Origin of the sequence: Sagittula sp. NFXS13, assembly GCF_040148795.1 — a bacterium.
Classification (GTDB): Bacteria; Pseudomonadota; Alphaproteobacteria; order Rhodobacterales; family Rhodobacteraceae; genus Sagittula; species Sagittula marina.
The window spans coordinates 53,079-66,170 of sequence record NZ_JAGEMH010000001.1 but is presented as its reverse complement, the minus strand read 5'-3'; the positions used below and the strand labels follow the sequence as shown (position 1 = coordinate 66,170).

Below are 13,092 nucleotides of genomic sequence, written 5' to 3'. Positions count from 1 at the left end.
CTTTGTTAACGGGCGGAGCATTGCCTGTTGTGAGGGAGAGTGCAACGCGAAGGCCGTTGGCGCGCACACACGATGCCCCTGCCCCGGACGCCCACCAAGTATTGCGCTGCGTTCATTTGCCGGACATTTCCACGTCGACCCGGTGGTCTTTGGGAGTTTTGGGCCCGTTCCGCCGACACCTCAAAGGCGGTGGCAGACATGATTGCGGCGCCGAAGTTCTCATGACTCCACGCCTTCAACGTCAGGCCGCAAACACCGACGGCGTAAGAAAACCGGTAGATGCGGGGAACGGCGGGCACCGTTTGGGCAAAGACGTTGGTGGAGGTTTTGTCAGCGCACCCACCAGATACGACCGAGTAGCGATTGGTCGCCAATGTCTCGGCCGTATCCCATGGCAAGCCTACCTGATTTTGTTGACTTATGCGGAACGCTCGGTGCTGCGGGTGCACAACCGCCGTGTCGAAGGACGGTTTGATTTCACCTGGAATTCCACCCGTCCAGCCCCGCAGTGCTTATTCCCAGTGCCATGCTCGACAAACGGGCCCCTGAGAAGCCGCGGTTCAGACCCAGGCATACCCTGTGCTTTCGCACATGCTCATTGCGCACCGCATCGGCTTCGGTTTTCCCGGCGACCGCGTTGCGCCCCCTTTGCCCTGCCGTCATAGTCCCGACAAGGCAGGAGTTTTCCAGTGACAAAAATCCTACACACAGCGGATGTGCATCTCGATTCACCGTTGAAATCCCTCGCGCTCAAGGACGAGGGGCTGCGGACACGTGTGATGGCCGCCACGCGCACGGCCTTTACCCGCATCGTGGACACCGCGCTTTCGGAACAGGTGGCCGCGCTCTTGATTGCCGGGGATCTTTTTGACGGTGCGGAACGCAGCGCCCGCACCGCAGCCTTTCTGACCGGCGAATTGGACCGCCTGCGCGCCGCAAACATCCGCGTCTATTACATCAAGGGCAACCATGACGCCGACAATCCGATCACCGGCGAACTCAGCCTGCCTGACAATGTGCATGTGTTCACTGGCCACGGCGGCAAGGATGAGCTGGCGTCCGACCTGTGGATACATGGCGTCAGCTTTTCTGGCCGCCACGCGCCGGACAGCCTGCTCCCGAAGTTCGCCCCTCCCGTCGAGGGGGCCGTGAACATTGCCATGCTGCACACCTCGCTCGCGGGATCGGAGGGGCATGACACCTACGCGCCCTGCTCCGTCGCCGAGCTCACAGCTGCGGGCTTCGACTATTGGGCGCTGGGCCATGTGCACAAGCGGCAAGTTCATGCACGGTCCCCTTGGGTCATCATGCCCGGTTGCCCTCAGGGCCGTGACATTGGCGAGGCCGGGCCGCGCTCTGCCTCGTTGCTCACCATCACCGACGGCCAGATCCAGGTTGAAGAGGTCCCCACCTCTGCCGTGGAATTCGCCGCGCTGGAGATCGACGTGACCGGCTTCGCCAGCGCCGACGCCATGCGCGATCTGCTCCGCGCCCGCCTGCGCGACACCGCGCAATCGCTGACCTCGGACACAGGCATCCTGCGCCTGACCCTCACCGGTCACACGGACCTGCACTGGCAGATCCTGCGCGACCGAGATGTTTGGCAAGAGACCATCGACAAGACCGCGCAGGACACCGGCGTTCTCTGGCTCGAAAAGCTGTCTTTTGACTTGAAGGCACCGCAAACCTCCGGCCCATCGGTCAGTGCAACCGACACCTTGGCGGATCTGATGGCGCAAATCACCACCGAGCCCGGCTTTGCCGACGCGCTGCATGCCGATATGCGCGCGCTGCTTGACGATCTGCCGGCGACACGCCGCGCAGTCCTGCTCCCCGATGAGGACGCAGCCCGCGCCCTCGCCACTGACCTTGCCCGCAACGGCGCTGCCGGAATGCTCGCCCGTATGAAAGGGGCCACCGACTGATGCGCCTGCGCCACCTGTCCCTCGACCTTTTTGGCCATTTCACCGACCAAACCTATGATTTTGGCGCCGGAGGGGATGGTGACTTCCATCTGATCTACGGCCCGAACGAAGCAGGAAAAACCACCACGATGGAGGCCGCGCTGCGTCTGCTTTACGGTTTCCCGGCCAAAAATGACGGCTATGATTTCAAACACGGTCGCCAGAACATGCGCCTGTCCGGCGTGCTGGACATCGACGGCGCGGAGAAGTCGTTTGTCCGTGTGCCGGGGCGCAACAGCCTGCTCGATGCGCGCGGCAATGTGCTGGCGGAACAGGCGATTTCCGGGCACCTTGGTGGGCTGTCGCTGACCGATTACCGAGCGCTGCTCTGTCTTGACGATGAAACGATCGAGACCGGCGGCGAGGACATCGCAAATGCAAAGGGCGACATCGGCCGCTTGTTGTTTTCTGCAGCGGCAGGCATCGCTGACCTCAGCGCCGTGCTGACAGAGGCGCGCAACGAGGCCGACCAGATCTATCGCAAGCGCGCCAGCAGCACCCGCATGGCCCTGTTGAAAAAGGATCTGGCCGAAATTGACCGCCAGATCCGCGACAACGACACCTCTGCCACCATGCTCAAGAAACTGCGCCAGACGCAGCAGCAGGCGCAAACGCGCGAGGACACCGCCCGCTCCGAACGCGACGACCTTCACAAACGCCGTGCCGAGGTTGCCACCCTGCGCCGCGCCCTGCCCCGTATGGCTGAACGCGATGCACTGGCGGCGGAGCTCGACGGCACGGAAGGCTGGCCAGAGACGCTTAATCTGGACCCGAACCGGCTGGTGCAGCTCACCACCGACGAGGCAAAGGCGCAGGCCGACCTCATCCGGCTGACCGATGCCATCGCGCAGGCAAGGGAGGCCCGCGACGCCCTGACCATCACACCAGAGGCAGAGACGCTCGTCTCTGACCTCAAGGCTCTGGACGAGTTGCACAGTCGCTATGTGTCCGCCCGTCCGGACTTGCCGAAACGCCGCCGCACCCGTGACGAGGCGCAGGAACGCATGCAGCGTAACGCGCGCGACCTAGGTGCGTCCGGTGATACTGACCCCACCGCTTTGGTCTGTACCCCGCCGCAGATCGCAAGCCTGGAAGCGGCCCGTGACGCGATGCGCGAGGCCACGAAAACGGTGCAGACAGAGGCCGAGGAACTTGCGACCCTTAACGACCGGCTGGCGACCGCGCTGCAAGCGCAACGCGACCTCGCCGCGAAAACGCCGGTGGGGACGACGCTCGCGGATCTGCTGTTGCGCCACGATTCCGACCGCATCGCCCCTGCCTACGCCACCGCCATGACGCGCCTGCGCAGCACCCGCGAGGCCCGCGACACGGCTTTGGTCGCCCTGACACGCGGGGCGACGGCTTTTGACGCGCTGCCAGCGGCGCCGTTTGATCCGGCAACTGCGGACGCCATTGCCGACCGTCACGCCACGCTCACCGACCAGATCGCGCGCACCACGCAAGAGATCACCGATTCCCACGAGACCGCCGAGCGACATAGCGTGCAGGCGGCCCAGATTGGCAAGCGCGGCACCGTCAGTGATACGGATGCGACAGAGGCACGCGCCGCCCGTGACGCGCTGTGGCAAACGCATCTGGAGACGCTCGACACGGCCACAGCACAGGCGTTCGAACAGGCAATGACCCGCTTTGACCACCTCTCCGAGACGCGGCTGGCCCACGCCCAGGACGTCGCCCGTCTGCGCGAAATCGCACTCGCCGAGGCAGAGGCAAAGACACGCGCCACCCAGGCGGAGCGGCGTCTCGACACGCTCCGGGCCGAGTGTGAAACCGTCGAAGCGCAGACTGCCAACGCCTGCACCCAGGCGGGCCTGCCGCACCTCTCCCCCAGCGCCCTGCGAGACTGGATCACCGCCCATACCGCCGCCGCTGAGGCACAGCGCCAGCTTGACGCCGCGCAAGCAGAGCAAGCGCCCACCCTTGCCCGCGCGCAAAGTCTACTGGACGCGTTGCGCCCGCATCTGCCCCAGCAAGACCCCGACTTCGACGCCGCGCTCGACACGGCCCGCGCCCTGGCACGCGACGCCCAGAAAGATGCGCAGCGTCGCGCCACAACTGACGCCACTGTCACCGAGTTGACCCGCGACCGTGACACTCGCCAAGCCCGCCACCAAAGCGCGCAAAAAACAAAGGCGCTGGCAGACACCGCTTGGCAGACACTGGTGCAGGATCTGTTCAAAGGGCACTTGTCACCCGACGCGCTGCTGCCCTCGCTCGACCCCCTGCGCCGCCTGCGCGAGGACGACGCCCAGCGCGCCCAGGCCGTGCATCAGATCCGGGCCATGGAACAGGATCAGGCGCAATTCGCAGACGAAATCGAACGTCTCGCTGCGCGCTTTGGCGTCGCTCCGGGCGATCCGCTCGACCGCTACGCCGCGCTTCAGGCGCACGCACGGGAGGCCTTGGACAACGCCGCCCAACGCGACCGCCTGACGGATCAGATCACGCGACACACCGCAGACAAGCAGGCCGCGCAGGACACCCTCGACACCATTGGCCACGAGACACGCAGCCTCGCCGCAGCCTTTCCGGACAGCGCCCCGCGCGACACGCTCGACGCCCTGCGAACATCCGACGCCACCGCCCGCGAAATCATCCGCAAACGCCAGCGTTTGATGGAACTGGATCGCGGGTTGACCTCTGATCTGGGCGCAGCCGACCTCGACACTGTGCGTCACAGATTAGCCGACACAACTGCCACCGCGCTGGAGGCGGAGGAACAGACGCTCACCGCCGACCTCGACCGTGCGGAGGCCGCGCTGACCCAGGCCATCGGCGACCGCGCCGCCGCCGCCCGCGATCTGCAATCCATCACCAGCGACGCCGAAATCGCCGGCCTCGTCGAACGCCGCACCACGCTTGAACTGCAACTGGAGGAGGCCGCGCTCGATTACCTGCAACGGGACTTTGGCCTGCGTCTCGCCGAAGAAGCCATTCGCCGATATCGTGACAGCCACCGCAGCGGTATGATGGAAGCCACGGAACGCGCTTTTGCCGAACTGACCAACGGCGCCTACACCCGGCTGGTGCCACAAGTAAATGGCCCGTCAGAGGTGCTGCAAGTGCTCGACGCCAATGGCACCGCCAAGCAAGTGGCGGATTTGTCCAAGGGCACGCGGTTCCAGCTATACCTCGCCCTGCGTGCCGCCGCGTACGAACAGCTCGTCTCGCAGGGGGTGGTGCTGCCGTTCTTTTGCGACGACATATTCGAGACGTTTGACGAGGACCGTACGCGCGCCGCCTGCCGCCTGATGGAACGCATCGGCCGCAGCGGCCAGGCGATTTACCTGACGCACCACCGTCACGTGGTCGACATCGCGCAAGAGGTCTGCACCACTGCGCCGAAGGTGCATCGCATATGACCCTCTTCACACGCGTCCAGAGGATCAGCTTTGGCGATTGCGACCCGGCAGGCATCGTCTATTACCCGAATTATTTCAGATGGATGGACGAGACGTTCCAAGCCTATCTGGCCGAGCGCGCCGACGGGCACAAGGCACTGTGCGAACGGCTTCAATCGCGCGGCTTCGGGCTGATGGAGGCGACATTGGCCTTTCGATCCCCCGGCCTGGAGGGGCAAACGATCACCTATGCCCTGACAGAGATCATCTGGTCCGCCCGCAGCTTTGAACTGACCTATCGCGCGACAGACGGTGACCGCCTGCTGCTCGAAGGCCGCGAACGGCGCGGTGTCTTCGTGGACCGGGACGGGCGTCTGGCTGCCGGGGAGGTGGCGCCGCTGCGCGACCAGCTGGTCTGAAACACCGCCCGCAATGGTATTTGACAGTTACGGCTGCTGCACCGCAGCATCAAACGCATTAAGCGAAATTTCATTTCACATCTCGCGATGCCTGAAATGGCCCAACGTCGCGTTTTTGCCTATTTCATGCATGAGGAGGAGGAAGCCGCCACGCAGTCCCTCCTTTCCAATGACACCGCAATGCAAAGCTGTCTCGGCGGAACCTTTGGCGAGGCCGATCTGCCCGTACTGACGGCGCGGGGCCTGTAGATGGCGCAGATCATTGCAGGCAACCTGCTTGCCGAAGGTCAGGATTTTTCGCTGCTCTTCACCGGGCAACGGGTGCGCGATTTCGCCGATAACGAAGACGGCGGGCAACATAGATCAGCCGCCTGCCCGCTTGCTTTGGGATGTGCAGGCCAAGACGCGGGACGCGCGCGGGCTCCTGTCGCTCCGCCCAAAGTCAGAGTGCCACCAGCGCCATCACGCCGAAACAGGCTCCAGACACCGCACCAATGTGACGCTGCATCAGCCGCCCAGACGGTAGATGCTGATCTCACTGACGGTGACATCGGCCTCCTCGGGGGTATTTTCCGTCGGCACCAGTTTCACGTCGCCCTCGCCTGCGGCCAGTTTCCCCGACATGTGCAGGCGATCGAATACATTCGTCACTTCAAGCACGTAGGTAATACCATTGCCGGCATGTGCCCCGTCTGGACGGCTGGCCAGTGGCGCCCCAAACTGCGTCACGGTCCCTGCAAGATGCTCCGGGTAATCTTGTGGCGCACCGCCCGGTGGCAAGGCCAAATAGACCAGAAAGACCACTGCGTCCGTCCGGCTGCGCACGTTCTCAAGGTTCAGGAAAATACGATCCGGTGTGCCGGTGCCCTCCTGACAAAGCATTGCGAAACAATGTTCCGACAGAGGATGCAAGTTCCGTCGGGCATGGCGCTTCAGCAAATGACCGGTGTCGTCAAAGGCAGCTTGCAATTAAGCGGGCTTGGACTGGTCAGTGCCGAATTGCAGCACTGCGTCACACTGGAAAAATAACTTTGGCGGTGCGCATTTCGCTTCGGGGTTCGCAACGGCCGGTATATCTGTTCATCCCCTCGCGGAACATCATTGCGTGACGCTCTGCGGGACAATGGATGGCGCCTAAGGCCCCCGAAAGTGTTACGGTGCCTGGATACGCACCAAGGTGACCCCAGGGCGGTGAGATGGGTTGAACGGGCACTCCGGCAAAGACGAAATGGATACCAGCGCCGAAGTCGCGTTGGGGCGAAACACCGTGAGACTCGTCCTTCGCAAATACCCTGCCGGTCAGCGGATGCACTGCTTGGCCAACGGCCGGTGGCACGGAGACCTGATTGCAGAGTGGCTGCCCCTCAGGAGCGTGTTGCCGGAACGAACCGCTTCTTCGCATATTGTACAGCAGTTTCGGAAGACGTGTGTTTGAGGACAAAGGGATGCAAGGCCGCAACTTATGCAACAGAGTTTCCAGAATGGTCACTTGCGCCCTGCCAAACACGATCCGCAAGCTTCGCCCTGCCCGAACACGATCCGCAAACTTGCAGCGAATTGAAACGTTCCGCCCTGCGGGTTGACGCGGCATATCCCGGATGACCGACCAGCGGTCACTCGTCGCGTTTCACGAACGGCAGGTTCGGATTTTCCAAGCGATAAACTCATTGTCGCTTGTTGCGCCGCGCCTTGGTGGTCTTGTTCCCACGCGGCCCGGACAGTTGCCGTGTGTTGGTCGAATTTTCGCTGGAGAGCTTGGACCAACGGTCGAGGCGTGACTGATCGAGACGTCCGGCGGCGACCGCGGCCTGAACCGCGCAGCCCGGTTCCACGGCATGGGTGCAGTCCCTGAACCGGCAGTCGTGGGCCAATGCGACGATCTCTGCGAACAACACATCAAGCCCGGATGAAACGTCGCTCACTTGCACTGTGCGCATGCCTGGCGTGTCAATGACCCACCCGCCACCGACGATCGCATGAAGCGAGCGCGACGTTGTCGTGTGGCGCCCCTTGTCGTCGGACGCGCGTACAGGCCCGGTCGGCTGAACCTCCTCGGGAGACTTGGCAGAGAGCATGTTCAACAACGTCGATTTGCCCACCCCGGACGATCCGACAAGGGCTACGGTCTGTCCCAAACCGCACCAAGGCGCCAGGATCTGCACCGCTTCCGGCAGCTTTGCGTTTACCAGGATGACATCAAGATCACGCTGAAGTGCTTTTGTTTGGCTTAAGTATGGAGCGGTATCGGCGACCATGTCGATCTTCGTCAAAACGATCACAGGGACAATGCCAGCTTCGTTTGCCATGGCAAGGTACCGCTCCAGACGTGCCGGATTGAAGTCATCATTGCAGGACGTCACGATGAAGACAGTATCTACGTTGGCGGCGATCAGCTGCCGGGGCCGGTCCCCCTCGGTTCGCCGCTCCAGCAAAGTATTCCTCTCCAATCGCCGTACGAGAACCATCGTCGCGGGGTCCACCAGAACCCAATCCCCGACGGCGAAAGCCATTGTAGAAACGCCCTCCGGCAGACCGATCCTTTCGGTTCCCAACCCGGTTTCCACGGTCAACCTGCTGCGATGGACCGTTGCGATGCGCATCTTGGCAAAACCCGTATCGGTTGGCGCAAGCTGGTTGTCGAAATACGAGGACCAGCCAAGTCTGGCCAAGGGTGCCGATGGGTCAAAGGAATGTGTCACGAGGTCTCACATGATATCGTTTCAGGATCTGCGCAGGCTTTTGGGAGAAGTCAGAACTGGCTCGGTCAAGCAGAACAGGTTCAGGGCGTTCTCCAAGTGGTTTTCGCCTCGGTTACTCTGTTGCCGCGTCCGGCACCGGCTGTCTGAAGTTGGCCTGATCCGGGGTCTTCCCGTCAAGCGATGAATGCGGTCGCCGGCTGTTGTAGAAGCCGGGATAGCGGACGACCGGTAGATAGACTGGCATAGCCCCGCAGGTAGACCTCCTTGAATTTGATGATCCGCCAAGGGCGTTCGACAACAACATTGTCTCGCCAAGCTACTTTGGCATCTATTACCCGCAGGTGATGGCATGCAAGCACTGAGATTCATGCCAATCTCGCTCTCCGCTGCGCGCCAGACCCTCGATAAAGTCAGGTGATGTGGACCGGTCGCCGTGATCCGTATAGATTAATTTGGGCTTGTCATGCATGACCAACGCCTCCTTGATCGCTTTGATCCGGCGGTCCGCCTCAAGCGTCATCGACACCCGCCCGCACAGCACGCGTTTGCTAAACCAGCTCAACACGGCAGATAGATGAAGCCCCGCGCCATGGGAATGTCGATGATGTCCATGGTCCAGACCTGGTTGGGCCGGGTATTGGTCGATTTTCCCGGCAGATGGGGGGCCTTGTGCCCCGGTGACGGTTTCGAGGTAGTGGCCCCCACCCGCTTTTTCCATTGCACGGCAATGAACCGCGAAGCGATGACACGTCAGCCACCTCGCGTTTCGCTTTGATAAACGGGCCGTGGGTCGGCCGTGGTTGTCTTGCCGTGGTCGTCTCCTCGCCCGCAGCATCATGCTGCTGTTGCGCGGGAAACCCACTTGATCTTGGCTGTTCCGTTTTCCGGACTTACCTTTGTTAAGCGGCTCTGCAAGAGGTCGTTTTTGAGACAACTGAAACTATGGAACGAAAGCTATTCACTCGCGTTTCATGACGATGCATAACGGGCAAGGTCATTTTACAATGACCGGGTAATACAAGCAGGTCAGATACCCTCATGGCAAAAAACAGTAGCCGCACATTCGGCGTCATTGGTCTTGGAAACTTTGGCAGCACCGTGGCGAACGAACTGCAGCGTTTCGGAAACCATGTGATCGGTATCGATATCGATGAGGCGAGAGTTGCGCGGCATGCAGAGAACTTGTCGCAAGCCTTGATCGTGGACGCCCGCGATGATCTTGCGTTGCGCGAAGCTGGAATGGCAGATTGCGCCATCGGCCTGGTCGCGATGGGCTCTGACCTGGAAGCGAGCATTCTTGCCGCAATTAACCTCAAACTGATCGGTGTGCCGGTCGTCTGGGCAAAGGCAACCACCAAGACGCACCACCGCATCTTGAGCAAACTTGGCGTGGATCGCATCGTGCATCCCGAGGTCGAAGTGGGCCAGCACATTGCACAGGTTCTTCACAACCCGCTGGTGCGGGATTACGTCAGTCTCGGCAATGGCTACCATGTGGTGAATTTCCGAATTCCCGAGAGCCTCGAGGGGAAATCCTTATCGGATCTGAAGCATAAATCCGGCTTTGATCTGCGCTGTATCGGCGTGATGCGCGGGACCGAATTTCTGGGGCAGGATGGCAGTGATTGCGCGCTGGAGCGTGATGACCTTCTCTTGCTGTTGGGTCAGCGCAAGAACCTGCGCGATTTCGCCGGTAGCCTGTGAATACCCGGCGCCGCTTCATGCGTAAATTGCGGTTCAGCAGGTCCATCAACCTGTCACCTCCCGCTATCCTGGTATTGGCCTATACCGTTTTCATCTTCCTTGGCGCGCTGGTGCTGTGGTTGCCGGTCTCGCACACAGGCGACATTGGCTTCAGTGAAGCGATATTCACGTCGACCTCCGCCGTGACGGTGACAGGGTTGGTGCTTGCCGATACGGGATCGGCTTTCACCGGATTTGGCCAGGCAGTCATCGCAATTATGATCCAGCTCGGTGGCCTCGGGTTGATGACAACAGCCGTGCTGGTGTTGGGAGCGCTTGGCATTCAGGTTGGCATGCCCCAGCGCATGATCCTGCGCGAAGAGGTGAACCAGACCTCTTTGTCAAATCTCATGGTTCTGGTGCGGATCATCCTTGTCATCGCAATGGTCTGCCAGACCATAGGCGCCATCCTCCTCGCTTTTGTATTTGTCCCGCAATACGGGTGGAACGGCCTGTGGCAAGCGGTGTTCCATTCGATCTCCGCCTTCAACAACGCGGGTTTTGCGCTTCACCCTGACAGTCTATCGCAATGGGTCGGCAACCCGCTGATCAACATCGTGATCCCGCTGCTGTTCATTTTTGGCGGAATCGGATTCATCGTTCTGGGCGATATCTATCAGAAACGAAACTGGACGCGGCTGACGCTGCATACAAAATTGATGCTGATCGGCACGCTTATCCTCATCCTTTGGGGCAGCATCGCGTTCGGTGTCCTTGAATGGTCCAATCCCGAAACACTCGGCACACTCAGCACTGGCGAAAAGCTGTGGGCCAGCTGGTTTCAGGGCGTGACCCCCCGCACCGCCGGTTTCAACACGATCAACACAGGCGGCATGCACGACAGCTCGACCTTGTTGACAATGACCCTGATGGTCGTGGGTGGCGGCAGCACATCCACCGCAGGCGGGATCAAGGTGACGACTTTGGCAGTTCTTCTGTTGGCAACAGTCGCTTTCTTCCGCAGGCGGACAGTGCTTCATGCCTTTGGTCGGTCCATCGGGCTGGAGGAAGTCATGAAGGTCATGGCGCTGACCACCATTTCCATGTTGCTCGTGCTGACAAGCATTTTCATTGTCTCGATCAGCCATGACGGTAATTTCATGGACTTGGCTTTTGAAGTCACATCAGCCTTTGGCACTGTCGGCTTGTCGCGTGGTGCGACAGCTGAGCTGGACGGGTTTGGTCGCGCAATCATTATATTCGTGATGTTTCTTGGCCGCGTCGGCCCGCTTGCCATCGGGTTTTTCCTTGCGACCCGCAGTGTCCCACGTGTGAAATACCCCTCCGGCCAGATCTATCTGGGATAGAAGGATGGCCGTTCCCGTAACCCGATAGGGCGCCTCGTGTCTTGGATATGTTCAATACACGCTCGTTTTTGGGAAAGGTGCAAACGGCGCCTATTGGTGTCACCAAAAAAAGCCTTCAATCTCTGTGTGATTGCTAAAGGGCTGAGGCTGTCTTTGGTCGGGGTCGCCCGTGCAAATCGCAGCATCGGAAAAATTGGTGCGAAGCTGGCCTGCGGCAAAACCGTCCCGAAGCGGCGCGTCTTGCTCTCATGCAATTCGTCCTTTCGCAGCATTGTGCGACATGGATGGCTCAAAAGCAGACTTTCTGGCTATTCGCCGCACCCGCTTGATCGCGCGGCGTCTGAGCGGCCTCCGGGACAACCTGTTGAGTGGCCGTCTTTCGTTGAGCGATAGCTGAACCAGCGCCCTGTGCACTTCGAAGCAGACAGAGGCATCTTTTTGTGCCCGCCCTTGCCCAGCAAAGGCTCCAAGAAATGCGAGGCTGGTTTCGTTTAAAACCCGAATGCCTTTGACCCGTTGCAGTGTGAGGGTGATTTTTCGAGGCGGCTTACGAGAGTGTTGCTAAAAATCATATTATATGATTTTCTTTTTTATGGCTTCGGCCTCAACGGGAGGAAATCATGAAAGAATATGTTCTCGGCGCAGCCTTTGCTGTGCTCTCTACAAGTGCGACTGCTCAAACGATCGGCTTTTCGCAGATCGGTTCGGAATCGGGTTGGCGTGCCGCGGAAACAACCGTGACCCAGCAGGAGGCGGAAAAGCGCGGTATCGACCTGCGGTTCTCGGACGCTCAGCAGCGCCAGGAGAACCAGATCGCGGCGATCAGGTCCTATGTTGCCCAGGGCGTCGACGCCATCCTGCTCGCTCCGGTCGTGGCGACCGGCTGGGATAGCGTGCTGGAAGAGGCCAAGGAAGCCGAGATCCCGGTCGTCCTGCTCGACCGGCGGGTTGACAGCTCCGAAGACCTTTACCTGACCGCCGTGGGCTCGGACCTCGTGCACGAGGGCGAGGTCGCCGGCCAGTGGCTCGTCGACAACAAGCCCGAAGGCGAATGCCGCGTGGTCGAACTTCAGGGCACCACAGGCTCGTCGCCCGCGATCGACCGAGCCACCGGTTTTCGCACCGGAATAGAGGGCAGCGACGACATCGAGATCGTGCGCAGCCAGACCGGCGACTTTACCCGGTCAGGTGGCAAGGAAGTCATGGAAAGCTTCCTGCAGGCCGAAGGTGGCGGCGACAACATCTGCGCACTCTACGCCCACAACGATGACATGGCGCTCGGTGCGATCCAGGCGATCAAGGAAGCAGGCATAGATCCGGGCGACGATATCCTGATCGTGTCGATCGACGCGGTGCCGGACATTTTCCTCGCCATTGCCGAGGGCGACGCCAACGCAACCGTGGAACTGACGCCGAACATGGCCGGCCCGGCCTTCGACGCGCTCGACGCCTACCTCACCGATGGCGTTGCGCCGACGAAGTTCATCCAGACGGAGTCCGCGCTGTACACCCAAGGCGACGATCCGATGGCGGAGTACGAAGCCCGCAAGGATCTTGGCTACTGACAGAGCCAGATCACAAGCGCCCTGCGCTTTAAT

The 13,092-nt window shown here is 61.0% G+C and carries 12 protein-coding genes and 1 pseudogene; 7 read left to right on the top strand and 6 right to left on the bottom strand.

The window, feature by feature from the left end:
- Nucleotides 1-5: 5 nt before the first annotated feature.
- On the bottom strand, nucleotides 6-299 hold the full coding sequence (locus tag J4E08_RS24450) for a cyanase (protein WP_502949237.1): 294 nt from the start codon (nucleotides 297-299) through the stop codon (nucleotides 6-8).
- Between the two features lie 390 nt (nucleotides 300-689).
- Between J4E08_RS24450 and J4E08_RS00310 the strand changes: the two genes are divergently transcribed.
- From J4E08_RS00310 to J4E08_RS00300, 3 genes are read left to right on the top strand one after another with little or no spacing between them, the layout of a single operon-like run.
- Entirely contained in the window at nucleotides 690-1,925 is a 1,236-nt protein-coding gene (locus J4E08_RS00310) for a metallophosphoesterase family protein (protein WP_349536812.1), read from the top strand.
- Nucleotides 1,925-5,347, top strand: a complete 3,423-nt coding sequence (locus J4E08_RS00305) for an ATP-binding protein (protein ID WP_349536811.1) — start codon at nucleotides 1,925-1,927, stop codon at nucleotides 5,345-5,347. Before J4E08_RS00310 ends, J4E08_RS00305 begins: the two co-directional genes overlap by 1 nt.
- Nucleotides 5,344-5,745: an acyl-CoA thioesterase gene (locus tag J4E08_RS00300; RefSeq protein ID WP_349536810.1), complete on the top strand. Its 402-nt coding sequence runs from the start codon at nucleotides 5,344-5,346 to the stop codon at nucleotides 5,743-5,745. Before J4E08_RS00305 ends, J4E08_RS00300 begins: the two co-directional genes overlap by 4 nt.
- A gap of 75 nt (nucleotides 5,746-5,820) precedes the next feature.
- On the opposite strand, the gene J4E08_RS00295 is transcribed toward J4E08_RS00300, so the two are convergent.
- Nucleotides 5,821-6,105, bottom strand: a complete 285-nt coding sequence (locus J4E08_RS00295) for a hypothetical protein (RefSeq protein WP_349536809.1) — start codon at nucleotides 6,103-6,105, stop codon at nucleotides 5,821-5,823.
- Nucleotides 6,106-6,252: 147 nt separating this feature from the next.
- On the bottom strand, nucleotides 6,253-6,627 hold the full coding sequence (locus J4E08_RS00290; protein ID WP_349536808.1) for a DUF7868 domain-containing protein: 375 nt from the start codon (nucleotides 6,625-6,627) through the stop codon (nucleotides 6,253-6,255).
- A gap of 24 nt (nucleotides 6,628-6,651) precedes the next feature.
- Between J4E08_RS00290 and J4E08_RS00285 the strand changes: the two genes are divergently transcribed.
- Nucleotides 6,652-6,774, top strand: coding sequence for a hypothetical protein (locus J4E08_RS00285; RefSeq protein ID WP_349536807.1), 123 nt, complete (start codon nucleotides 6,652-6,654; stop codon nucleotides 6,772-6,774).
- A gap of 635 nt (nucleotides 6,775-7,409) precedes the next feature.
- Here J4E08_RS00285 and rsgA read toward each other — a convergent pair.
- From rsgA to J4E08_RS00270, 3 genes are all read right to left on the bottom strand, one after another.
- The gene (rsgA, locus tag J4E08_RS00280; RefSeq protein WP_349536806.1) at nucleotides 7,410-8,444 is read right to left on the bottom strand and encodes a ribosome small subunit-dependent GTPase A; all 1,035 of its coding nucleotides are present in this window, start codon (nucleotides 8,442-8,444) and stop codon (nucleotides 7,410-7,412) included.
- A 331-nt stretch (nucleotides 8,445-8,775) separates the two neighbouring features.
- Nucleotides 8,776-9,006 carry a hypothetical protein gene (locus J4E08_RS00275; RefSeq protein ID WP_349536805.1) on the bottom strand — a complete coding sequence of 77 codons (231 nt, stop codon included), beginning with the start codon at nucleotides 9,004-9,006 and terminating at the stop codon, nucleotides 8,776-8,778.
- Complete coding sequence (locus J4E08_RS00270; RefSeq protein WP_349536804.1) at nucleotides 9,003-9,149, bottom strand: hypothetical protein; 147 nt, start codon at nucleotides 9,147-9,149, stop codon at nucleotides 9,003-9,005. Before J4E08_RS00270 ends, J4E08_RS00275 begins: the two co-directional genes overlap by 4 nt.
- 330 nt (nucleotides 9,150-9,479) lie before the next feature.
- On the opposite strand from J4E08_RS00270, the pseudogene J4E08_RS00265 reads away from it, so the two are divergent.
- The 3 genes and pseudogenes from J4E08_RS00265 to ytfQ form a co-directional block, all read left to right on the top strand.
- Nucleotides 9,480-10,148 (top strand): annotated as a pseudogene (locus tag J4E08_RS00265) (potassium channel family protein); the annotation flags it as partial.
- 17 nt (nucleotides 10,149-10,165) lie between these two features.
- The gene (locus J4E08_RS00260) at nucleotides 10,166-11,494 is read left to right on the top strand and encodes a TrkH family potassium uptake protein (RefSeq protein ID WP_349536803.1); all 1,329 of its coding nucleotides are present in this window, start codon (nucleotides 10,166-10,168) and stop codon (nucleotides 11,492-11,494) included.
- A gap of 620 nt (nucleotides 11,495-12,114) precedes the next feature.
- Nucleotides 12,115-13,059, top strand: a complete 945-nt coding sequence (gene ytfQ / locus J4E08_RS00255) for a galactofuranose ABC transporter, galactofuranose-binding protein YtfQ (RefSeq protein ID WP_349536802.1) — start codon at nucleotides 12,115-12,117, stop codon at nucleotides 13,057-13,059.
- Nucleotides 13,060-13,092 lie beyond the last annotated feature (33 nt).

What these genes read in the sequence shown, in the direction of transcription:
- J4E08_RS00305 (WP_349536811.1), top strand. Translation starts at nt 1,925, where the DNA reads ATGCGCCTGCGCCACCTGTCCCTCGACCTTTTTGGCCATTTCACCGAC.
- J4E08_RS00300 (WP_349536810.1), top strand. Translation starts at nt 5,344, where the DNA reads ATGACCCTCTTCACACGCGTCCAGAGGATCAGCTTTGGCGATTGCGAC.
- J4E08_RS00295 (WP_349536809.1), bottom strand. Translation starts at nt 6,105, where the DNA reads ATGTTGCCCGCCGTCTTCGTTATCGGCGAAATCGCGCACCCGTTGCCC.
- J4E08_RS00290 (WP_349536808.1), bottom strand. Translation starts at nt 6,627, where the DNA reads ATGCTTTGTCAGGAGGGCACCGGCACACCGGATCGTATTTTCCTGAAC.
- J4E08_RS00285 (WP_349536807.1), top strand. Translation starts at nt 6,652, where the DNA reads ATGCAAGTTCCGTCGGGCATGGCGCTTCAGCAAATGACCGGTGTCGTC.
- J4E08_RS00260 (WP_349536803.1), top strand. Translation starts at nt 10,166, where the DNA reads ATGCGTAAATTGCGGTTCAGCAGGTCCATCAACCTGTCACCTCCCGCT.
- ytfQ (WP_349536802.1), top strand. Translation starts at nt 12,115, where the DNA reads ATGAAAGAATATGTTCTCGGCGCAGCCTTTGCTGTGCTCTCTACAAGT.